Source organism: Candidatus Pelagibacter sp. RS39 (genome assembly GCF_002101315.1).
Taxonomy (GTDB): domain Bacteria; phylum Pseudomonadota; class Alphaproteobacteria; order Pelagibacterales; family Pelagibacteraceae; genus Pelagibacter.
Genome location: NZ_CP020777.1, coordinates 854,715 through 876,751 on the forward strand (window position 1 = coordinate 854,715; position 22,037 = coordinate 876,751).

Consider the following 22,037-nt stretch of genomic DNA (forward strand, 5'->3'; position numbering starts at 1 on the left):
GTTTTTTGTCACTATATAGAGATTAAATATTTTTATCAAGCTGACAAAATTATATGAGTGATTTTTTACAATCTATAATAGACAGAGATCCTGCGGCAAAATCTAAGTTAAGTCTTATCTTAACTTACCCAGGAGTTAAGGCTATTTTTTTTCATAAAATTGCAAATTTTTTTGCGATTGCAAAATTTGATTTGGTTGCAAGAATTATCTCTCAATTTTCAAGATTTTTAACAGGAATAGAAATTCATCCAAAAGCAAAAATTGGAAAAAATTTATTTATTGATCACGGTATGGGAGTTGTTATTGGCGAGACCTCTGATATTGGCAATAACGTTACAATTTATCACAATGTTACATTAGGTGGGATTGCTCCAAGTATAAACACCAATGATCAAAGAAATATTAAAAGACATCCAACTTTAGAAGATAATGTTGTTGTTGGATCTGGTGCTCAAATTTTAGGACCAATAACAATTGGTAAGAATTCCTTAATCGGTGCTAATGCAGTGGTTACTAAAAATGTTCCTGAGAAATCAATAATGGTAGGAATTCCAGCTACAAGAGTTGGTGATGCTACAAAAGGATTTCAACCTTATGCTGTTACTGATAAAGATAAAGATTAATGTCACAAATTAAAAATAACTTTATTGAGTCAGTTGGCAATACGCCTTTAATAAAATTAAAAGCAGCCTCTGAGATCACTGGATGTAATATTTATGGAAAAGCGGAGTACCTAAATCCAGGTGGATCCGTTAAAGATAGAGCTGCTCTTGCACTAATAAAAGATGCACAAGAAAAAAAACTAATTTCTGAAGGTGGAATTGTTGTTGAGGGCACTGCAGGTAATACTGGAATTGGTTTATGTCTTTTAGGAAATTCTTTAGGTTATAAAACAATTATTGTAATGAATGATAACCAAACCCAAGAAAAAAAAGATACTTTAAAAAATATTGGTGCAGATCTTAGACTGGTACCACCCAAGCCTTATAAGGATGATGGTAACTATGTAAAAGTTGCGGGCCGTCTTGCAGAAGAATTAAAAAGTACAAATAACAATGGTGTAGTTTGGGCAAATCAATTTGATAACACTGCTAATGCAAAAGGTCATTACGAAACAACTGGACCAGAGATTTGGGAACAAACTGATGGTAAAGTAGATGGCTTTGTCTGTGCATCAGGAACAGGGGGCACCATCGGTGGTGTAAGTAAATTTCTCAAAGAAAAAAATAAGAATATAAAAATTTATTTATCAGATCCAACAGGTTCTGCACTCTATAATCACATTATGAATGGTGAACTTAAAGCTGAAGGTGGATCAATAACTGAAGGTATCGGTTCAAGCAGAATAACTAAAAACTTTGCTGAAGCTAAAATTGATGGTGCTTTTTCAATCAGTGATCAAGAGTCTTTACCTGTGCTTTATGATTTAATACAAAATGAGGGATTAAGTTTAGGAACTAGTTGTGGAGTAAATATTGCAGGTGCAATTAGATTAGGAAAAGAGCTGGGTCCAGGAAAAACAATTGTAACAATTCTCTGTGATAGATCAGATAAATACAACTCAAAGATGTTTAATAAATCTTTTTTAAAGGAAAAAAACCTTCCCATTCCTAGCTGGTTATAATAACGCATACCAGGCATGTAATAAAACGGTTACATTTTTATACTAATATTATTTAACGTAAGAGAATTATGAAAAAAATTATTTTAGTTTTATCTTTTTTCATCTTTACATCTGCGAATGCAGAAATGAGTGACAAAGATAAATCAAAAGCATGGGATTGTGTTGGTATTTATATGGCTAATTACTTTCTTCCATCAGGTGAAAAATTTGAGTATGGAATGAAAGAAAAATCAATTTCAACTGTGAAAGTTTTAAAAACCTACGCTCTTGAAATAGGTATTCCAGAAAAAGATTGGGATGCTGGAGTAAACAAAGCAGTAGATAAACATTATGGCTCAAAATATGACAAAGCTATAACTGACAAATGTCATACGTTTGTTGAAGCTTTAGTTCCTAATGGAGCTGAAAGAGTAAAAAAAGTAGTTCAAACTTTATATTAAGGAGAGAAAATGAAAAACTATATGGTAACTCACACTTTCAAATCGAAAGAGATGAAAGCAAAATTTAATGAAACAGTAGCTTCAATGAAAATGGAAGATATTGTTAAATCAATGACAAGTGATAAAGCAGCATGCCAAATGACTTGGAACACCCCAGGTGATACAATGCAAATGTTTTGCTGGTGGAAAGCTAACAGTGAAGCGGATATCAATAATCAATTAGGTCAAATGAATGATTTCTTTGAGCCTCATAAATTTACTGAGTGTACTGACCAAGTGATGGACTATAACGCTTAAGAGGAAGATTTATTAAGCAATCTTTATATTAATTTAATAAAGGAAAAAAAATGTTAGAAAAATTTAATGGGATATTTTATTTAATAATTTATTTAGTTCACTTTATTGGAGTTGGTGTTTACGCATTTCAAACTATTTTTGGCACTAAAGGCTTCATGGAAAGATTTGGTATAGATCCAAGTGGAGCAATAATGATTAGAATGGCAGGAGCGTTCATGCTTGCTGTATTTTTAATGTCAATCTATGTAGGTTTTATAAGACCAGGGGGTTTGGAAAATACATGGGGATTCTTAAATTTAGTTTTTATAAATAATCTGTGTATTTTTTTATGTAATTTTTATTCTATTAAAATAGATAAAACAGGTGTGAACGAGAAAACTACAAACGAAGGTGTTATTGCACCGTTTGTATTTACGGTTATGAGTGCAATTTTATGCTACGGTTTAGCAGATAAGATATACACCTAAGGAAGTGAAAAAGATTTTATTTGTTTTTTTTATTTTATTATTTTCATCATCTTTATTCGCTGATGATAATAAAAAGGAAATTGATAAATTATTTATTCAATTAAAAAGTGCTCTAAATTTTGAAAATTCCAAAAAGATAGAAGATAAAATTTGGGATCTTTGGACTACTCACCCATCAAAAAATAATTTAACAAAGTTATTAGCTGATGGTTCATCTGCAATGATGGATAATAAACTTGATGCTGCTTATGATAAATTTACTGAAGTGATTGAGCTTGATCCCAATTGGGCTGAAGCATGGAATAAAAGAGCAACAGTACTATATTTGATGGGTAAATATGAATTATCACAAGCTGATATTGATAAAGTGCTTATGATTGAAAAAAGACATTTCGGTGCACTAACAGGCCAAGGTTTAGTTCAGACAGCTTTAAAAAACTACCAAAAAGCCATTGATAGTTACATTGAAGCTCATAAAGTTCATCCATTTATGAAGTCTCCTATGATTATGATAGAAAAGCTTCAAATTGAATTACAAAAACAAAGTATTTGAAAATGTTTCCAAAAAAATATTCTAATCTTTTATTTATATTAGTTATGGGATTTGGGATGAGTCTTTTAATGACATTAATTATTACTTATATAAATACAGGAATGGATAATGAATATGTTGATCGTTTTATTAAAGCATGGTCAGTAAGTCTTCCTATTGCAATAATTGCTGCCCTTCTTGTAGGTCCTCCGATTAAAAAATTTGTAGATAAAATTACCAAATAAGAATATCTTTTATTTGTGAGTAACGTTATAGCTTTTCTAATTCTTATACTTGCTGTCATATTAGGAACTGCAGCAAATAGTTTTGCAAAAAGTGCAAATGGTTTCACATTATTAGTTCCTAGTCTAATTACTGCGATTACAATAATTGGCTGCATGTTTACTCTTTCAATAGTGATGAAAACTATACCTGTTGGTATCACTTATGCATCTTTTGCTGGTCTGTGCATAGTAGCAACTTCGATTGTTGGAATATATAAATTTAACCAAGTGCCTGATCTTTTCACAATCATTGGTTTGATATTAATTATTTCAGGAGTTTTAATTGTTAACCTTCTGGGTAAAACAGGATAATTTATGGCAAATTTGTCTGGTTATATTTTTTTAATTTTAGCGATCATTCTTGGGATAACTTCAAATGGTTTTTTAAAATCTACAAATGGATTTACAATAATTGGACCAACTATCTTTTGTATCATATCTATAGTTGCTTGTATTTTTTGTTTATCTAAAGCCATGAATATAATTCCAGTTGGTTTTACATATGCAACCTATGGAGGTTTAACAATAACAGCTGTAACGTTATTTGGAGTTTTTAAATATCAACAAATTCCAAATCTTTATGGAATAATTGGAATTAGTTTAATTATTGTAGGTGTGATTCTTTTAAATACCTTGGGTAAAACTAGCTAGAAACTGGTTTTAAAATTTTGAGCATTTTCTTATGAAGACTGTTATTAGCAGAACAAATAATATTTCCAGCTTTCTTAGCATCATCATTTTTCCAAGTTGAGACTACTCCTTTTGCAGCTTCAATGATTGGTATCAAAGCATGAATATCCCAAATCTTATTTCCACATTGAATTACAACATCTAATTTACCCTCAGCAAAATGAGAATAACTTAAAGCATCTGAACATGGGAACTGCATTCTTTTCAAAATTTGAGGAATTTTTTTTTGTTTGTTCAATGATAAACTTCCATGAAAAGCTGCAGACAATTTCATATTAGAATAAGTAGCTTTTTGATTCACAAATATTCTCTTTTTTTTTCCATTTTCCGAAACATGGGCAGAATTAAAAGAGGTATTAAAATAAAATTTTTTAAGAATTGGAAAATTAGCAAGACCTATGACTGGATTACCTTGATAATTTAATGATATTAAGTTACTCCACGTTGGATTACCTATCACAAATGATCTAGTTCCATCTATGGGATCTATAACCCATGAATAATCGCTTTTAGTTTTTTTGTGGCCAAATTCCTCACCTATAATTTGGTGATTTGGAAACTTTTTTTTAATCTCATTTCTAATGAATCTCTCAAAAGCCTTATCTGCAGTTGTGACAGGATCATAACCACTTCTGAGTTTGTTCGATACTTTAAAGGGTTTGTTTAATTTAGAGTAATAAAATTTAGTTAATTTCTTAGCTAAATTTTCAATGAATTTAGAATAAAGTTTATAATCTGATGATTTTAAAATTTGCACACCGCTCTAATACTATTTTATTACTATTGATTAAAGTAAAATTTTAAATAATGATTTAAAAATAGATGAAATTAGAGTTAAAAGATAACAAGATATTTTTTGAAAGCAAAGGTCTTAAAAAAGAGATCCACCCATTTTGGCTTAGAGAAAGGGTTAATGGAGAAAATTTTGTTGATAAGTCTACCCAACAAAGATTATTCGATCCAACTCAATTAAAAGAAAACATTCAAATTAAAAATTTAAACTTATCTAGTGATTTTTTGGAAATTAAATTCAATGACGGGGCTTCAACAAAAATTGCTATAGTTGATATTTTTAAGGAATTCTCAAATATTAATGATGTTAAACAAATCGAAAAAATAAAATGGGACTCCTCATTTAAAGATCAAAATACTTTCGAATTCAAAGATAATCTATTTGAAACTGATGAGATGTACAAAGCCTTAGTCAATTTTTATCAATATGGTTTTGTAATCTTTAAAAATGTGCCAACAAAAAATAATTTTATAATAGATTTTGCAAATTCAATAGGAAGTGTGAGGCGTACAAATTTTGGTGAGTTTTTTAATGTAAAATCAAAACCAAATCCAAATGACTTAGCTTACACCTCTTTGCCATTGGCTCCTCATACAGATAATCCTTATAGAAATCCTGTGCCTTGTATTCAAATGCTTCACTGTATTGAAAATGAAGTTACGGGTGGTTTGTCAACGCTAGTTGATGGATATACTGTTTCTGAGAAACTAAAAAAAGATTTTCCAGAATATTATAAAATTTTAACTGAGGTAAAGATACGTTTTCAATTTATTGATGAAAGTGTGATTTTAGAGGATTGGGCTGAAATGATACAGCTAGATGAAAATGGTAATTTTAAACAAGTGCGTTTTAGTCCACGATTAGATTTTGTTCCATTAATTGATAAAGAAAAATTAGATTTATTTTATTCTGCGAGAAAAAAAATATCTGAACTTTATAATTCAGAAAATTACAGAATAGAATTTAAACTTCTTCCAGGTGATCTGTTAATGATGGATAACTATAGATTGTTACATGGTAGAACCACTTATGATGCTAATGAAGGAAATCGTTTTCTTCAGGGATGTTATATTGATTATGATAGCACTGAGGGAAGGCTTAAACATTTAAAAAGAAAATTTAATTATTAAGATAAATTTTCTATCTGTTTCTCAGCTTCTTTTATTGATTTTTCATAATCTAGTGACATTTGGTCTGCACTTACTACCTCAACCTTTTCTATACCGAAAAAATTTAAAATAAACTTCAGCCAAGGAGTAAGAAAATCCTCATTACTATTTAGTTTTGTTCCACCGGAAGTAATTACTAAATAAGCTTTTTTATTCTTTAATAACCCTTCTCTTCTTCCGTTTGGTTTGAATCTAAAAGTTTCCCCTACTCTGGCTGCAAGATCCGACCAGGCTTTTAAAGTTGCTGGAGGTCCATAATTATAAATTGGAGCAGAAATTATTATAATATCACTCTCTTTTAATTCTTTAACAAGTGTATCTGAAAGTTTGAACATTTTTTTATGTGTCTCTGTTTGATCTTTTGGATCTATTTTCATTCCTGACTCTGTTAAATTAGACACAAAAACCATTTCATCATTTAGATCTCTATATATAACTTCATCATCAGGTTTTTTTATTTTATCCAAAAGTTTTTTTGCTAAAGCTCTTGAAGTTGAGCCATCTTTTCTAGCACTAGAGTCTATTTGATAAATTTTCATAATTTAATTTACCCAAAATTTTGTAAGAATGGAAAAATATTTAATAAATAATATCCCAAGGCTTGCAATTGATTAGTTAATATTAAAATACCAGTAATTAATAGAATTATTCCACCTATTTTTGACACTAAATTAATATTCTTTCTAAAGTTTTTTGAAAAGATAAGGAACCTTTGAATTAAATAACCTGATAAGATAAACGGAATAGCTAATCCAATAGAATAAAAGGATAACAACAATATTCCTTGGCTTAAACTCTCTTCAGTTGCGGCTAAAACTAAAATAGATCCTAAAATAGGTCCAATACATGGTGTCCAACCAAATGCAAATGCCATTCCTATTAATATTGGGCTAAATATACTTTTATTAATATTTGTTTGAATTCTCCTTTCATAATTTAAAAATTTTAAATTTATTATTCCAATTATATGAAGCGATAAGATTATTATTATTAGTCCTGCAGCTATTCTTAATTCATAAGAATTCTCTAGAAAAATTTGTCCAAGAAAAGTTGAGGCTGCTCCAAAAGTTATAAAGACTAAAGAAAAGCCAACTGTAAATAGAATAATTGGAAATAAATTGATGTGCTTTTTATCAACAAGTTCATCTATAGAACTTCCAGAAATATAAGAAATATAACCAGGTATGAGTGGTAAAACACATGGTGATAAAAAACTTATCAATCCAGCTCCAAATGCAATAATTAATTCAATCATTATTTTTCTTTAACAACTTTCAATTTTTGTTCGCCAAGATTATCTACTCTTAAAATCATTTCATCACCATCTTTTAAATAATCTGGTGGTGTCATCCCCATTCCTACTCCCGCTGGTGTGCCTGTCGTAATAATATCACCCGGCATTAAAGTTATAAATTGACTAATATGTGAAATTAAAAAATTAAAATTAAATATCATTAAACTGGTATTTCCAGTTTGTCTTCTTTTTCCATTAAGATCTAATGATAGATTTAGATTAAATAAATCATCAATTTCATCTTTTGTTACCAAATATGGACCCAATGGACCAAAGGTGTCTCCAGATTTTCCTTTTACCCATTGACCACCTCTATCTTTTTGCCATTCTCTCTCACTTATATCATTACAAATACAATAACCTAATACAAAGTCTTGAGCTTCATCTTCTTTTACATATTTGGTTTTACTTCCAATTACCATTGCAATTTCAACTTCGTGATCTAAAGACTTTGAATTTTTTGGTATTACAATACTGTCGTTTGGCCCAACAATACAATTTGGTGATTTATTAAAAACAATCGGTTCTTTTGGGGCATCAGAATTTGTTTCCTCAGCATGTGCCTTGTAATTTAAACCAATTGCAATAAAATTTGCTGGTTTAGTTGCACAGGGTCCAACTCTTTGCTTACTATCAATCAATGGAAGTGAATTTAGATCTAGATTTTTTATTTTTTTGATAGTCTCAAAATTTAACGTCTCAGGATTTAAATCATCAATAATAGAGGATAGGTCTCTATATTTATTTTCATTATCAATTAATGCAGGTTTTTCAGATCCAGTTTCACCTATTCTTAATAATTTCATATTTTTCTTCCTGGACTAAAAAAATTAGTTACTTTTGTAGTAAATGAATTTTATTCACTAGTCAATGATTTGCGGTTCTTGCTAATCGAGCTGCACCCCGAACACCGCTTGCATCACCAAATTTAGGTTTTAAGAAAGTCCCCTCAAATTCACCCCCTGCTACAAATTTTTTCATTTTTTGTTTAATTTCATCTAAAAAATTTATTTCGTTAGATACCCCGCCCCCGAAAACAAACACATCTGGATCAATAATATTAACAACAGTCGCTAAAGACATGGCGAGTTGATCTTTATATTTATCAATTAATTTTTCTGCATCTAAATCAAGTTTTCTATGCATCTCAAATATCTTTTGGGCAGATAAATCCTTTTTAAACTCATTTTTGAACGCTTTAGAAATACCTATACCCGCAACAAAGTTTTCTATTTCCCCAGCTCTTAAATTGGTTTTTTTTATTTGAACACCTTCAATACAAGCACTCGGTATTTGATTGTGCCCCCATTCTCCAGTAATCCCATTAGGTCCATTGACAATTCGTTTATCTATAACTAAACCGCCTCCAACACCAGATCCAAGAATTACCCCAAAAACAATTTTATAGTGTTTTCCAGAACCATCTATTGCCTCTGATAAAGCAAAACAGTTTGCATCATTTTCACAATAAATTTCTTTACCAATCTCACTCCGTAAATCTCTTTGTAAAGGTTTGCCATTTATCCAAAAAGAATTAGGCGCATTTTTAACTAGTCCTGTTTGAATAGAATGAATCCCTGGATGACATACACCCACTGGTAATTCTTTACCAGCTTTACGCTCAAGTTCGATAACTATTTTTTTAATTATGGATAATGTATCTTTATAATTTTTGGGAACTTCGGTTCTTTCTCTATGATGCTCATTGCCAACATCATCTAATAATACATACTCTATTTTACTTGCCCCAAGATCAATACCAATCTGCATATTTTATCTCATTAATTTATTTATTTCTTTATTAATAAAAAGTTTTGGAATTTTACATGTTGTACTAAGTCTAATTGGTTTATTTGTTTTAGCGGATTGCATAGTTGATTGTATCAAGTCAAGAACATGCAAAGATACTTCTCCATTGCATCTATGTATCTTTTGTTTATCAATACAATAAGCCATTTCTGCAAGACCAACTCCTCTGTAATTAGCGTTAGTAGGTGACTCATTTGCTCTAGAACTTTGCGTTCTAATATTAATTTTTCCTAGCGGCATTTGATTTGTTTTAAATTCTTTCCATGGGCTTCCTAATTTTTTACAAACATAAACTGAACCACCAAACATATTAGGATCTGGCACAATCATTGAACCTTTGGTTCCATAAAGTTCAATATGATTTCTTTGATGGGCTATAACATCAAAAGATAAAGTGAGTCTGATTATGCTTCCATTTTCAAATATGATTGTTGTAAAATATGTCGTTGGACATTCTACCTTAATTCTTTTTCCCTTTTTAGGACCAATACCAATTGTTCTAAATCGTGAACCTTTCATTAAACTTGCTGCTTTTACCTCTTTGGCTGGACCCAATAAATTTACTAATGCAGTGAGATAGTAAGGTCCCATATCAATTACTGGACCACCTTCTTTTTTTGCAAACCATGGTTCTGGGTTTGGATGGTAAGATTGAACCCCTGGAAAAGCAAAAATCGCATTACCTAAATTTACTTTGCCTATACTTTTGCTTTCTAATAATTCTTTCGATTTTTGATTGCCTCCTCCTAAAAAAGTATCTGGAGCATTTCCTAAATATAATTTCTTTTTTTTTGAGAGCTTTAGTAATTCTTTTCCGTCTTTTAAATTAATTGCTAGTGGTTTTTCTGAGTATACATGTTTACCATTTAACAAAGACTTTTTTGCAATTTGGTAATGAACTTTTGGAGGGGTTAGATTTAATATTATTTCAACCTGTTTATCTTTTAGTAAATTACTTACTGAAACTGCTTTAATTTTATAAATTTTAGCACATTTCTTAGCTGCTTTTTCTTTAACATCTGCACATTTAATGATTTTAAAATTTTTGAAATATTTGTGAGCTCTGAAATATGTTTCTGCGATATGACCACAACCAATTAAGCCAACTTTAAATACTTTACTCATTAGGGTTATACTCCCTGTCTTTGTTTTGCTTTACCTTCTTTGTGTAATTTTAGAGCTTTTTCATTTTCTTTGGTTTTGGGAATTTCTAAAGTTGGACTTTCCCAATAAGCTGATCCCTCAAGCCATTGATACGAATGAGTTTTGATTGAAATAACATAAGTCACTTTTGATTTCTTCGCTCTTTTGAAAGCTTCCTCTAATTCACTGATAGAACTTACCTCTTCAGACTTTGCCCCCATACTTTCTGCATGTTTTGCAAAATTTACTTTTACTAAATTTGAAACATTTGAACTCTCAAACAAACAATTAAATTCTTTTCCACCTTTAAATAATTGAAGTCTATTAATGACAGCGTGACCACCATTATCACAGACAATTACAATTAGTTTATTATTAGTTATTACAGATGAATATATATCTGAATTATAAAGTAAATATGATCCATCACCTACAAATGTGATAACTTCTTTGTCTGGGTTGGCCATTTTAATTCCTAAAGCTCCAGAAATTTCATAACTCATACAACTAAAGCCCCACTCTGTTTCATGAGTATTAAGTTCTCTTGGTCTCCAAATTTGAACAACTTCACCTACCAAACCTCCAGCTGCAGTGACAGCGATATCACTTGGATCAGAGTTTCTATAAATTGCACCAACTGCATGAGCGTAACTTGGGAGATTTTGATTAGTTGGCCCACTTTCTTTATCAACATATTCATTCCAAGATTTAAGTTCATCTCTAGATTTTTTATGCCATTCCTCGGATGCTTTCCAATCACCTAAGGCTTGCGATAGTTCATTTAAAGAAACTTTTGCATCTCCAATAATTGATTGTGCCATATGCTTACTAGCATCAAATCTTGCAACATTAATTGATACTAATGAAAAATTTGGATTTTCAAAATTGGACCATGACCCGGTTGTGAAATCTCCTAACTTAGTTCCAATAGCAATCGCTAAATCAGTTTTTTTTGCAAAGTTGTTTGCTGCTTTTCCTCCTAAACCTCCAATAGGTCCTAAAAAATGAGAATGATCTCTTTTCATAGAAGAATAACCCATTACAGTTTGTGTTACAGGTATATTGTGTTTAACTGCAAAAGTAGAAAGTTCCTCCATTGCGTCTGAGTAAAAAACACCTCCACCAGAAATTATGATTGGATTTTTTGATTTTTTAATTTTTTCAGCCGCCTCTTTAATTTGAAAATCATCAGGTCTTGGTCTTCGTATATTATGGATTTTTTCTTTAAAAAAATCCTCAGGATAATCAAAAATTTCTCCTTGTATATCCTGACATAAAGATATGCATACTGGACCACAATCAGCTGGGTCTAATAAAACTTGTACAGCTTGGGGAAATGTTTGTAAAATTTGTTCTGGTCTAGTTATTCTATCAAAATATTTTGTAACTGGTTTAAAAGCATCATTTTGAGTAATTCCTGGATTATTAAAATGTTCTACTTGTTGTAAAACTGGATCAGGCATCCTGTTTGCGTAAGTATCACCTGGAAGAAATAAAATTGGCAGTCTATTACTCATCGCAACTGCTGCAGCTGTTACCATATTTGTAGAACCAGGGCCTACAGAACTTGTTGCTACAAATACTTGTTTTCTTCTTTTTGCTCTAGCGTAAGCAATTCCTGTTAAAGCCATGTTTTGCTCATGATGACCTCTATAAGTTGGAAGTTTATCTTTATTTTCCTCTAAAGCTTGTCCTAAACAAGCTACATTACCATGACCAAATATTCCAAAAGCACCAGCGAATAAAGGTTCTTTTTTACCATCGATAAGAATTTTTTGAGAAGTCAGAAACTTTACAATTGCATGAGCACATGTAAGCTTTATTTTTTTCATAATTATAGATATATTCTCTTAAAATTTCGCTTAATTAACCATAAAATAAAAATTATGTATAGTAAATTTGGGCAGTTCATTGATGGTAAGTGGCAACAAGCGGAAAAAAAAGAAACTTACGATGTTATAAATCCTGCTACGGAAGAAATTATTGGCCAAGCGTCTAAAGCGTCTTCAGCAGATGTTCAAAAAGCTCTTAAATCTGCAGAGAAAGGTTTGGAAGTTTGGAAAAACACTTTACCTTGGCAGAGATCATATATTATTAGAAAAATTGCTGATCTTTTAAGAAAAAAACAAGATGTTTTAGCAAAATGGTTAACGATTGAAGTTGGAAAACCTTTGGCAGAGGGAATTGGCGAAACTGGTGGGGCTGCTGATATTTTTGAGTGGAATGCTGAAGAAACAAAAAGAATTTATGGACAAACAGTCGAAAGTCGATTTCCAGATACCAGAGTTCATGTTTATTATCAGCCGGTTGGAGTTGTAGCAGCTTTAGTGCCATGGAATTTTCCTTTAATTCTAGCAGCAAGAAAAATTTCAACAGCATTAGCTGCCGGATGTTCAGTAATTTGTAAGCCTGATGTAATTACTCCAGGAACAGTAATGGAGTTAGTAGATATTTGTAAAGAAGCGGGAGTCCCTCCTGGAGTTGTAAACTTATTATCAGGAGACCCTGAAAGTATTTCAAATGAGTTGTTAGAGTCTGATATTATTAAAAAGGTTTCTATTACTGGATCAACAAGAGTAGGTAAATTAATCTTAAAAAAGGCCGCAGACAAAGTTCAAAGAGTCACTATGGAGCTTAGTGGACACTCACCTTTTATAGTTTTTGATGATGTTGATATAAATAAAGTTGCAGATATGGCAATTACTGCAAAATTTAGAAATAATGGTCAAGTTTGTATTTCACCTAACAGATTTTATATACAAGAAAATAAAAAAGACGAATTCATTAATGCGTTTATTGAAAGAACAAAAAAATTAAAAATTGGTAATGGTTTAGATGAAGGAGTTCAGTTAGGTCCTCTAACAACTGCAAAAAGATTAGGAGAAATTGAAGAATTAGTTGAAACAACTAAAAAGGAAGGAGCAAAAGTTTTATTGGGTGGAAAAAGGCCTCAAGGTTTTAACAAAGGATATTTTTATGAGCCAACAGTTTTTGACAATGTAAAGGACAATTTTACAATAATGAAACAAGAACCATTTGGTCCATTAGTTCCAATGTTGTCATTTAAAACTTTTGATGAAGTAGTTGAGAGAGCTAATGATAATGACTTAGGATTATGTAGTTATATTTATACAAATTCTATGGACAAAGCTCACAGAGCTTCAGAATTAATGGAAACTGGTACTGTAGCGGTTAATACTCCTGCAGTTGCGATAGCTGAGGCACCTTTTGGCGGAATTAAACAAACTGGATATGGACGTGAAGGTGGTTCAATGGCAATTAAAGATTATCTTAATATAAAGTACACTCACCTTGGTTTGAAATCTTAAAATGAGGCCAAATAAAATAAAAAAGATGATGAGAGATGGTGAGCAAATAATTAATGGCTGGTTACAAATTCCTAGCTCTTTTTCAGCGGAAGTAATGTCTCATCAAGGTTGGGACTCGCTTACAATTGATATGCAACATGGTGTTATAGATTATCCAAATGCATTACAAATGCTGCAATCAATTTCATCTACAGATGTTACTCCTTTAGCAAGAGTAAACTGGAATGAACCAGGACAAATAATGAAAATTTTAGATGCAGGGTGCTACGGCGTAATTTGTCCAATGGTGAGCAACAAATTTGAAGCTGAAAAATTTGTTCAAGCATGCATGTATCCCCCTAAAGGGTATAGAAGTTTTGGACCAATTAGAGGATTAATTTATGGAGGTTCAGATTATGGAGATTTTGCAAATGATGAGATTTTAAAAATGGCAATGATAGAGACAAAAGAAGCCTTAGATAAATTAGATGAAATTATGAGTACGCCTGGAATAGATGGAATTTATATTGGACCTGCTGACTTAAGTCTGGCTATAGGTCAAAAACCAGCTTTTGATAATCCTGAAGGAAGTCCAACTTATGAAAAGATTTTGAATATATTGGAACATGCAAAAAAAAATAAAATTTTTGCAGGTATTCATAATGCTAGTCCAGAGTATGCAAAAAAAATGCTTAATTTAGGATTTAATTTGGTAACCATTGGATCCGATCAAAGGTATATGAGTGCAGGTGCAAAAGATGCTGTATCTAAATTAAAATCAATCAAATCAAAAGAAGACTCTAAAGCTTACTAAATTTAAGTGTCAGATAAAAAAAAAATTTTGATAATTCAACCTATTCATAAAGCAGGGATAGATCTCATAAAGAATAACCCAAACTATGATTATGAGATTATTGAAAATATAGATGACAAAGATATTAAACAAAAAATTTTGGAGTGTGATGGTCTATCAATTAGAACAGCAAATTTATCTAGCGAATTAATCAATATATCAAAAAAACTTAAGATTATATCTCGCCATGGCGTTGGGTACGACAATATTGATCTCAAGTCTTCTAAAGAAAAAAATATCACCTTGGCAATTACGGCTACAGCAAATGCTGTTGCGGTGGCAGAACATGTTATGTTTATGTTGCTCAATATATCAAAGAGAAAAAACATGTATGATGAGGCTGTTAAAACAGGAAATTTTTCTAATAGAAACAAACTTCCAAAAACAATTGAACTTTGGAAAAAAAATATTTTAATTGCTGGATTTGGTAGAATTGGTCAATCTTTAATTAGAAGATGCAAAGGATTTGAAATGAATGTTTTTGTTTATGATCCATTTGTTTCAAAAGATATTATTGAGGAATTGGGTGGAAAAAAAGTTGAAGATCTTACAGAAGCAGTAAAATCTATGGATGCCATTTCTTTACATATGCCTCTTAATGAAAAAACGAAAAATATTATTAATTATGACTTACTTAAAACAATGAGGAAAAATTGTATAATTATTAATGCTGCAAGAGGTGGAATGATTAATGAGAATGACTTAGATAAAGCATTAAATGAAAGTCTAATATTTGGTGCAGGTTTAGATGTTTTTGAAACAGAACCACCTAAAGAGGATAATCCTCTGCTAAAAAACAATAAAGTTTTTTTAAGTCCTCATACCGCTGCATTTACTGAGGAATGCATGATAAGAATGGGAAAAGAAACAATACAAAATATAATTGATTTTTTTGAAAAAAAATTAGACAAATCAAAAATTATTAAACTTTAATTATGCGAATAAATTTTAAAAATTTTGGACTATTAGAAGCATTAGTATTGTTATCATTAGTATATGTGGTTGGGATGTTGATTTGGACCGCAAGTACAAGGCCCGCAGTTGAAGCAAAAGCTAACTTAGTCAAAGAAAATCATAAGAAAGTAGTCGATTTTATCAATGGAGAAATAAATAATTGCGGGAATAATGATGAAGGTAAATTGACTGTTTGGGGTGATCCGTGTAATGGCGAGTGGTCCTCATCCAAAGTTGTGAATTATATAAACAAAAATCTTAATATAGAGAATCCTTTTTCAGAGGATACTAAAGTAAAAACTGATCCTGATCCTAGAATTAAAGCAGAAGGTAAGGCGGGGCAATCAGTTGAGATGGGTGTTATATTTGTGATGTCATCAAATTTTTTACCTGATCCTGGATCTGAATGGGTTGTGGGTACTTGTTTTAAATCTCCATGTGTTGCTGCCGGAAATAATGAACTCACTTCACTCTATAGATAATCAATTTTTATAAATTTCAATTTCAGATTTTTTTAATGTATCTGTAAGATAATTATGACCAATTTTTGCATACTCTAACGGATTTGCTTTTGCCGGATCCTGCTCTGCCTCAACCACCAACCATCCTGAATAATTATTATTTTTTAATACATTAAATAAAGGTTGATAATCAATACAACCATCTCCTGGTACTGTAAACGCACCCTCTAAGAAAGCACCTCTAAAACTTAAGTCCTCTTTTAAAGATTTTTCAAGAACTTGTTTTCTTATATCTTTACAATGGACGTGCAAAATTCTCTCATGATAATTTTGTAATATGTATTTTGAGTCCCCTTTTGCAAATAACATGTGTCCTGTATCTAATGTTAATTTTACACTTTCATGAGTATTTTCTATAAGTCTTTCAGTATCTTTTTGAGTTTCAATTACTGTTCCCATGTGATGATGATATGCCAAAGGCATTCCTTCATCCTCTAAATATTTTCCTAGTTCAGAAATTTTTTCACAAAACTTCTGCCATTCATCCCTTTCCATTTGAGGCCGAGTTGATAATTTTCTATTAGGATCTCCTTGTATAGAGCCAGAAACTTCCGCAAAAACTATACAAGGTGCATCACAATCTTTAAATAAATCTAGTTGTTCTTGAATGGATTTTTTTTCTTCCTCAACAGAATTTTTTCTTAGATTAGCACCATACCATCCTGAGCAAAGTTTAAGATTAAATTGATCTAATTTTGGAATTAATTCCGAAGATTTCTTTGGAAATTTTCCGCCAAACTCTATGCCTATATAGCCTGCTTCATTGGCTTCTTTTAAACATTGTTCTAATGAGGTGTCACCACCTAACTCAGGCATGTCATCATTACTCCATGCAATGGGTGCAACTCCTAATTTTACTGACATAAGAAATTTTTTTAGTTAAGTTATTATTTTAATACAAATTTTAAATGATTGATATAGCTTTATTTGGACTTGGTAGAATTGGTATTATGCATGGAAAAAATTTAATGCGTAGTAAAGATTTTAATCTTAAATATATTTATGACATTGAACAAAAATTATCTAAAAAGTATTCAAAAACATTAAAAACAAAAGCTATAAACAATCCATCTTTGGCTTATAAAGATAAAGATATAAAAGCTATTTTTATTGCCTCAACAACATCAACACATATTAAATTTATTTTAGATGGTGTTAAGAATAAAAAAATTATCTTTTGTGAAAAACCACTGGATTTAAGTATTAAGAAAATTGAGTCCTGCAAAAAAAAAATTAAAAGATTAAATCCAAAAATACAATTAGGTTTTAATAGACGATATGACCCAACACACAATAATTTAAGAAAACAATTACTAAGTGGAAAAATAGGTAAATTAGAAAAAATTATTATCACTAGTCGTGATCCTGCCCCACCAACTATGAAATATCTAAAAGAATCTGGTGGTATTTTTAGAGATATGATGATCCATGATTTTGATCTTGTTAGATTCTACCTTGGTAATGATGAGCCTGCGAAAATAATAGCTTCTGGTAGCAACATATCAGACAAAAGATTTGATAAAATAAAAGATTTTGAATTAGCATCTACCATAATTAGATCTAAAGCTGGTGTTCAGTGCATAATAACTAATTCCAGACATTGTAGTTTCGGTTATGATCAAAGAATAGAATTATTTGGATCAAAAGGTATGTTAATTTCAGAAAATAAAAGACAAAACGAGACATCTTTATATTCTGCACAATCAACTTCGAACAAATCTCCTTTGCTTAATTTTTTTATTGAGAGGTATAAAGATGCTTATAAAAATCAACTAAAGGATTTTGCAAAATTTATAAGAAAGAAAATTCAACCTCTTGCAGGATTTGAAGAGGGAAGAAAAGCTCTGATAATTGCGAATGCAGCTCAAAAATCTTTACAATCAAAAAAGTTTGAAAAACTTAATCTTTAATTGAATCAACCATAAGTAGAATGCAACCTGTCTGCTTTACAACCAAATAATATTTTGATTAGATTTTATATTTAAAAGTTAACTTTAATTAGAGGAAAATAATGAAAACAATAAAAAACTTTATATTAGCTTTAGCTGCATGGGCAATGATGTCTGTATCTGCTTTAGCTGTAGATATAATTGTGGTTTCTCATGGTCAAGCAAACGATCCTTTTTGGTCTGTTGCTAAAAATGGAGTAGATGCTGGATGTAAAGATATGAAAATATCTTGTAAGTACACAGCACCTGCTACTTTTGACATGGTAGAAATGGCAAAACTAATTGACAATGCTGTATCACAAAAACCAAAAGGTATTGTGATCACTTTACCAGATGCTGCTGCTTTAGGAAAATCAGTAAAAGCTGCAATTGCTGCTGGTATTCCAGTTATTTCAATGAACTCTGGATCTGACGACTTTGCTTCTTTAGGAATAAGTGCACACGTTGGTCAAACTGAGTTTGAAGCTGGTGTAGGTGGCGGACAAAAAATGAAAGCTGCTGGTGGTAAAAAAGCATTATGCGTTAACCATGAAGTAGGTAACGTTGCACTAGATAGAAGATGTGCTGGTTTCAAAAAAGGTTTTGGTGGATCTGTAGATATTTTAGGTACATCTAATGACCCAACTGAAATTCAAAAAGCTGTTGCTGCTAAATTAGGTGGTGGATATGACACTATACTAACTTTAGGTGCAGGTTTATCTGGTGAAGCGGCTCTCAAAGCTTTAGAAGCTGCTGGAAAAGTTGGATCTGTGAAACTTGGAACATTTGATATGTCTCCAAACATGTTAAAAGCTGCTGCTGCAGGTAAAGTAGAGTTTTTAATTGACCAACAACAATACTTACAAGGTTACCTACCAATTGCTATTTTTGGACAATATATGAGATGGGGAACAATGCCAGCTGGTGTAGTTATGACTGGTCCTGGATTTGTAACTCCTGACAATGCTTCAAAAGTAATTAAGTGGGCAGCTCAAGGTTATAGATAAAAATAATTAAAAGGCCTGAGTAATATTACTCAGGCCTTTTTTTAAATTTCACATAATATTACATGTCAATTAAGTCACAAAGTATTCAATCCAAAAAACAAAGTGGACAAGATGAAAGACTTAAAGAAATTTCTCCATTAAAAGTTTTACTAAATCGGCCAGAACTTGGGGCTTTAGGCGGGGCAATTTTAGTATTCATATTTTTTGGAATTGTTGCTGGTGATACAGGAATGTTTAGCGCCTATGGAACATTAAACTTTTTAGATGTATCAGCTAACTTAGGAATTATTGCTATTGCTGCTGCCATGTTGATGATTGGTGGAGAATTTGATTTATCAATTGGTTCTATGATTGGTTTTGCTGGTATCTGTATTGCGATACCAGCTATTTATTGGGGATGGCCTTTATGGATGGCAATAGTTTTTGCTTTTGCTATGGCAGTTTTGATCGGTTATTTTAATGGAATAATGGTAGTCAAATCTGGACTCCCATCATTTATTGTTACACTTGCAATGCTATTTATATTAAGAGGAGCAACCTTAGCGATTACAAGATTGATAACTGGAAGAACGCAAGTTCCTGGTTTAAGGGTTTTAATAGAAGATGATCCAATTGCATGGATATTTGCTACTGATACATTTCAATGGTTGTTCACTTGGCTTGGATCAATGAAGTTAATTGAGTTAAGAACTGATGGTACTCCTTTAGCAACAGGAATTCCACCTTCAGTTATTTGGTTCATTGCTCTTACTTTATTTGCAACTTGGATACTTATGAAAACTAGATATGGAAACTGGATTTTTGCTTCAGGTGGTGACAAAGTTGGTGCTACAAATGTTGGTGTTCCAGTTGGAAGAGTTAAAATAAGCTTATTTATTGGTACTGCAGTTGCTTCAACTATATTTGCATGTATTCAAGTATTAGATGCAGGATCAGCAGATACAATGAGAGGAACATTAAAAGAATTAGAAGCTATTGCTGCAGCAGTTGTTGGTGGTTGTTTGTTGACTGGAGGTTATGGTTCTGCAATTGGAGCAGCTTTAGGTGCAATTATTTTTGGAACAGTTTCTATGGGTATATTCTATACAGATGTAGACACAGATTGGTTCAAAGTTTTTTTAGGAGCAATGATGTTAATTGCTGTAGTGTTTAATAATTATATTAGAAAAAAAGTTACAGAAACAAAATAATGTCTGAATACTTAGTTCAATTTAATAACATCAGTAAATTTTTTGGTAAAGTAATAGCTTTGAAAGATGTGACTATGAAATTAAAAAGAGGAGAAATCATGTGTCTCCTTGGTGATAATGGAGCTGGGAAATCAACTTTAATAAAAACTTTGGCAGGTGTTCATAGACCTGATGAAGGTAAAATAATATTTGAAGATAAAGAAATAGTTTTTGACTCTCCGAGAGATGCTCTAGATATTGGAATAGGAACTGTATATCAAGATCTTGCTTTAGTTTCTTTAATGAGTGTTACTAGAAATTTCTTTATGGGAAGAGAGCCCCAAAAGGGTTTACCTTTTTTTAAGACATTTGATATTGAAAAAGCTAATAAGATTGCTGCTGAAAGAATGGGTCAGATTGGGATTGATGTAAGAGATCCATCTCAAGCAGTAGGTACGATGTCTGGTGGTGAAAGACAATGCTTGGCAATTTCTAGAGCAATTTATTTTGGTGCAAAAGTTTTAGTTTTAGATGAACCTACTTCTGCGCTTGGAGTACACCAAGCATCTATGGTTTTAAAATATATAGTGAAAGCTGCTTCACAAGGATTAGCAGTAATATTAATTACTCACAACGTTCACCATGCCTACCCTGTTGGTAATAGTTTTACAGTTTTAAATAGAGGTAGAAGCATGGGCACATTTCAAAAAAAAGATATTTCTAGAGAAAAACTTTTAAGTATGATGGCAGGTGGAGAAGAGCTTGATAAACTTGAAGTTGAATTAAAAGAGATAGACAGGATAGCTACAAATTAATTTTACCAATCTCAAATCACATTTGCTTATTTATCATATCTAAAAATAATTTGGTTTGTTATAATTAATATAAAAAATAGGAGGTTAAATGAAGTTTGTTGTATTAGGTAAATATTCAACTCAAGGTCTTGCTGGTTTTGTAAAAAACCCATCTGATAATAGACAAGAAGCCGCAAAAAAAATTACTGAAGCTGCTGGCGGAAAACTTTTAGAGATGATGACATTAAGAGGAGCATATGATTTCATCGCTATAATTGAGGGATCAGATTTTGAAACTATGGCTGGAATGAAAATGTTAATGCAATCAACAGGAACTATTGAAGATATGAATATCATGGAAGCTGTTGATTTCAATAAAGCTGCAGAAAAAGCGGCAAAAGCTGCTTCTGCTTATAGACCAGTTGGTAAATAATTTTTAATATTAACTCCTGGTCTAATAGCTAGGAGTTATATTAATTTTTTTTTAATTTTGAAGAAAATTTAAGATTTTCATTATTAAATTTTGAATAATGTTTTTGGATATAATCATCCATAATTTTTACTTTTTCATCTTCAAATTCAGAAACTTTTCTACTATTTAGATCAACATATAAAGCGAGAACTTCTATAGTTGATGCGAGAAACTTTTTTTCTTTATGAACCATCTCCATTTTATATTGCAGTCTTTTTTTATCGTGATCAAAATAAATTAGATTAACATCAACCTCATCATCAACTTTGAGCTCTTGATTATAGGTAATATTTGACTCTACAATCATCGTGCTTTTGCCAGTTGTTTTTGCTGAATGCTCTCCCATTTTAAAAATACTATTCAAAATATCTGCTCCATATTTATCAAAGATTAAAAGATAATATGATACGTTCATATGATCATTATAATCTATCCAATCTTTAATGATTTTTTGAGAGCTAAGATAAACAGACATCTAATATCTAAAAT

The 22,037-nt window shown here is 31.2% G+C and carries 28 protein-coding genes; 19 read left to right on the forward strand and 9 right to left on the reverse strand.

Annotated features, from left to right (window positions below; all coding sequences use genetic code 11):
• Window positions 1–53 precede the first annotated feature (53 nt).
• The 9 genes from epsC (at window position 54) to B5L73_RS04645 (ending at window position 4,295) form a co-directional block, all read left to right on the forward strand.
• On the forward strand, window positions 54–623 hold the full coding sequence (epsC, locus tag B5L73_RS04605; protein ID WP_085148506.1) for a serine O-acetyltransferase EpsC: 570 nt from the start codon (window positions 54–56) through the stop codon (window positions 621–623).
• A complete protein-coding gene (locus B5L73_RS04610) occupies window positions 623–1,624 on the forward strand; it encodes a cysteine synthase A (RefSeq protein ID WP_085148509.1) in 1,002 nt (333 codons plus the stop codon). The genes epsC and B5L73_RS04610 overlap by 1 nt, the downstream gene beginning before the upstream one ends.
• 68 nt (window positions 1,625–1,692) lie before the next feature.
• On the forward strand, window positions 1,693–2,064 hold the full coding sequence (locus B5L73_RS04615; protein ID WP_085148512.1) for a hypothetical protein: 372 nt from the start codon (window positions 1,693–1,695) through the stop codon (window positions 2,062–2,064).
• 9 nt (window positions 2,065–2,073) lie between these two features.
• Window positions 2,074–2,361, forward strand: a complete 288-nt coding sequence (locus B5L73_RS04620) for a hypothetical protein (RefSeq protein ID WP_085148515.1) — start codon at window positions 2,074–2,076, stop codon at window positions 2,359–2,361.
• Window positions 2,362–2,411: 50 nt separating this feature from the next.
• A complete protein-coding gene (locus B5L73_RS04625; protein ID WP_085148518.1) occupies window positions 2,412–2,828 on the forward strand; it encodes a hypothetical protein in 417 nt (138 codons plus the stop codon).
• Window positions 2,829–2,832: 4 nt separating this feature from the next.
• The gene (locus B5L73_RS04630; protein WP_085148521.1) at window positions 2,833–3,381 is read left to right on the forward strand and encodes a tetratricopeptide repeat protein; all 549 of its coding nucleotides are present in this window, start codon (window positions 2,833–2,835) and stop codon (window positions 3,379–3,381) included.
• Window positions 3,382–3,383: 2 nt separating this feature from the next.
• Entirely contained in the window at window positions 3,384–3,605 is a 222-nt protein-coding gene (locus tag B5L73_RS04635; RefSeq protein WP_085148524.1) for a DUF2798 domain-containing protein, read from the forward strand.
• Between the two features lie 15 nt (window positions 3,606–3,620).
• Window positions 3,621–3,956 carry a DMT family transporter gene (locus B5L73_RS04640; protein WP_085148528.1) on the forward strand — a complete coding sequence of 112 codons (336 nt, stop codon included), beginning with the start codon at window positions 3,621–3,623 and terminating at the stop codon, window positions 3,954–3,956.
• 3 nt (window positions 3,957–3,959) lie between these two features.
• Window positions 3,960–4,295 carry a DMT family transporter gene (locus B5L73_RS04645; RefSeq protein WP_085148532.1) on the forward strand — a complete coding sequence of 112 codons (336 nt, stop codon included), beginning with the start codon at window positions 3,960–3,962 and terminating at the stop codon, window positions 4,293–4,295.
• On the opposite strand, the gene B5L73_RS04650 is transcribed toward B5L73_RS04645, so the two are convergent.
• On the reverse strand, window positions 4,288–5,091 hold the full coding sequence (locus B5L73_RS04650; protein WP_085148535.1) for an inositol monophosphatase family protein: 804 nt from the start codon (window positions 5,089–5,091) through the stop codon (window positions 4,288–4,290). The two genes, B5L73_RS04645 and B5L73_RS04650, sit on opposite strands and share 8 nt — an antisense overlap.
• A gap of 65 nt (window positions 5,092–5,156) precedes the next feature.
• On the opposite strand from B5L73_RS04650, the gene B5L73_RS04655 reads away from it, so the two are divergent.
• The gene (locus tag B5L73_RS04655) at window positions 5,157–6,257 is read left to right on the forward strand and encodes a TauD/TfdA family dioxygenase (RefSeq protein WP_085148538.1); all 1,101 of its coding nucleotides are present in this window, start codon (window positions 5,157–5,159) and stop codon (window positions 6,255–6,257) included.
• On the opposite strand, the gene B5L73_RS04660 is transcribed toward B5L73_RS04655, so the two are convergent.
• From B5L73_RS04660 to iolD, 6 genes are all read right to left on the reverse strand, one after another.
• Window positions 6,254–6,835: an FMN-dependent NADH-azoreductase gene (locus tag B5L73_RS04660; protein WP_085148541.1), complete on the reverse strand. Its 582-nt coding sequence runs from the start codon at window positions 6,833–6,835 to the stop codon at window positions 6,254–6,256. The two genes, B5L73_RS04655 and B5L73_RS04660, sit on opposite strands and share 4 nt — an antisense overlap.
• Window positions 6,836–6,843: 8 nt before the next feature.
• Complete coding sequence (locus tag B5L73_RS04665) at window positions 6,844–7,551, reverse strand: cytochrome c biogenesis CcdA family protein (protein WP_085148544.1); 708 nt, start codon at window positions 7,549–7,551, stop codon at window positions 6,844–6,846.
• Window positions 7,551–8,396: a fumarylacetoacetate hydrolase family protein gene (locus tag B5L73_RS04670; protein ID WP_085148547.1), complete on the reverse strand. Its 846-nt coding sequence runs from the start codon at window positions 8,394–8,396 to the stop codon at window positions 7,551–7,553. Before B5L73_RS04670 ends, B5L73_RS04665 begins: the two co-directional genes overlap by 1 nt.
• A gap of 61 nt (window positions 8,397–8,457) precedes the next feature.
• A complete protein-coding gene (locus B5L73_RS04675) occupies window positions 8,458–9,360 on the reverse strand; it encodes an ROK family protein (protein ID WP_085148550.1) in 903 nt (300 codons plus the stop codon).
• Window positions 9,361–9,363: 3 nt separating this feature from the next.
• On the reverse strand, window positions 9,364–10,524 hold the full coding sequence (locus B5L73_RS04680) for a Gfo/Idh/MocA family protein (protein ID WP_085148553.1): 1,161 nt from the start codon (window positions 10,522–10,524) through the stop codon (window positions 9,364–9,366).
• Window positions 10,525–10,529: 5 nt separating this feature from the next.
• On the reverse strand, window positions 10,530–12,374 hold the full coding sequence (gene iolD / locus B5L73_RS04685; protein WP_085148556.1) for a 3D-(3,5/4)-trihydroxycyclohexane-1,2-dione acylhydrolase (decyclizing): 1,845 nt from the start codon (window positions 12,372–12,374) through the stop codon (window positions 10,530–10,532).
• A gap of 54 nt (window positions 12,375–12,428) precedes the next feature.
• On the opposite strand from iolD, the gene B5L73_RS04690 reads away from it, so the two are divergent.
• From B5L73_RS04690 to B5L73_RS04705, 4 genes are read left to right on the forward strand one after another with little or no spacing between them, the layout of a single operon-like run.
• Window positions 12,429–13,871, forward strand: coding sequence for an NAD-dependent succinate-semialdehyde dehydrogenase (locus tag B5L73_RS04690; RefSeq protein WP_085149638.1), 1,443 nt, complete (start codon window positions 12,429–12,431; stop codon window positions 13,869–13,871).
• 1 nt (window position 13,872) lies between these two features.
• The gene (locus tag B5L73_RS04695; RefSeq protein ID WP_085148562.1) at window positions 13,873–14,664 is read left to right on the forward strand and encodes an HpcH/HpaI aldolase family protein; all 792 of its coding nucleotides are present in this window, start codon (window positions 13,873–13,875) and stop codon (window positions 14,662–14,664) included.
• Between the two features lie 6 nt (window positions 14,665–14,670).
• Entirely contained in the window at window positions 14,671–15,636 is a 966-nt protein-coding gene (locus B5L73_RS04700; protein ID WP_085148565.1) for an NAD(P)-dependent oxidoreductase, read from the forward strand.
• 2 nt (window positions 15,637–15,638) lie between these two features.
• Complete coding sequence (locus B5L73_RS04705) at window positions 15,639–16,139, forward strand: hypothetical protein (RefSeq protein ID WP_085148568.1); 501 nt, start codon at window positions 15,639–15,641, stop codon at window positions 16,137–16,139.
• Here B5L73_RS04705 and iolE read toward each other — a convergent pair whose 3' ends face one another.
• Window positions 16,140–17,042: a myo-inosose-2 dehydratase gene (gene iolE / locus B5L73_RS04710; RefSeq protein ID WP_085148571.1), complete on the reverse strand. Its 903-nt coding sequence runs from the start codon at window positions 17,040–17,042 to the stop codon at window positions 16,140–16,142. It lies immediately after the preceding gene.
• A gap of 44 nt (window positions 17,043–17,086) precedes the next feature.
• Between iolE and iolG the strand changes: the two genes are divergently transcribed.
• The 5 genes from iolG (at window position 17,087) to B5L73_RS04735 (ending at window position 21,509) form a co-directional block, all read left to right on the forward strand.
• On the forward strand, window positions 17,087–18,088 hold the full coding sequence (gene iolG / locus B5L73_RS04715) for an inositol 2-dehydrogenase (RefSeq protein ID WP_085148574.1): 1,002 nt from the start codon (window positions 17,087–17,089) through the stop codon (window positions 18,086–18,088).
• A 101-nt stretch (window positions 18,089–18,189) separates the two neighbouring features.
• The gene (locus B5L73_RS04720) at window positions 18,190–19,113 is read left to right on the forward strand and encodes a substrate-binding domain-containing protein (RefSeq protein WP_085148577.1); all 924 of its coding nucleotides are present in this window, start codon (window positions 18,190–18,192) and stop codon (window positions 19,111–19,113) included.
• A 62-nt stretch (window positions 19,114–19,175) separates the two neighbouring features.
• A complete protein-coding gene (locus tag B5L73_RS04725; protein ID WP_085148580.1) occupies window positions 19,176–20,303 on the forward strand; it encodes an ABC transporter permease in 1,128 nt (375 codons plus the stop codon).
• On the forward strand, window positions 20,303–21,097 hold the full coding sequence (locus B5L73_RS04730; RefSeq protein WP_085148583.1) for an ATP-binding cassette domain-containing protein: 795 nt from the start codon (window positions 20,303–20,305) through the stop codon (window positions 21,095–21,097). The genes B5L73_RS04725 and B5L73_RS04730 overlap by 1 nt, the downstream gene beginning before the upstream one ends.
• 88 nt (window positions 21,098–21,185) lie before the next feature.
• Window positions 21,186–21,509: a GYD domain-containing protein gene (locus B5L73_RS04735; RefSeq protein ID WP_085148588.1), complete on the forward strand. Its 324-nt coding sequence runs from the start codon at window positions 21,186–21,188 to the stop codon at window positions 21,507–21,509.
• Window positions 21,510–21,549: 40 nt separating this feature from the next.
• Here B5L73_RS04735 and B5L73_RS04740 read toward each other — a convergent pair whose 3' ends face one another.
• A complete protein-coding gene (locus B5L73_RS04740; protein ID WP_085148591.1) occupies window positions 21,550–22,023 on the reverse strand; it encodes a thioesterase family protein in 474 nt (157 codons plus the stop codon).
• Window positions 22,024–22,037: the final 14 nt, after the last annotated feature.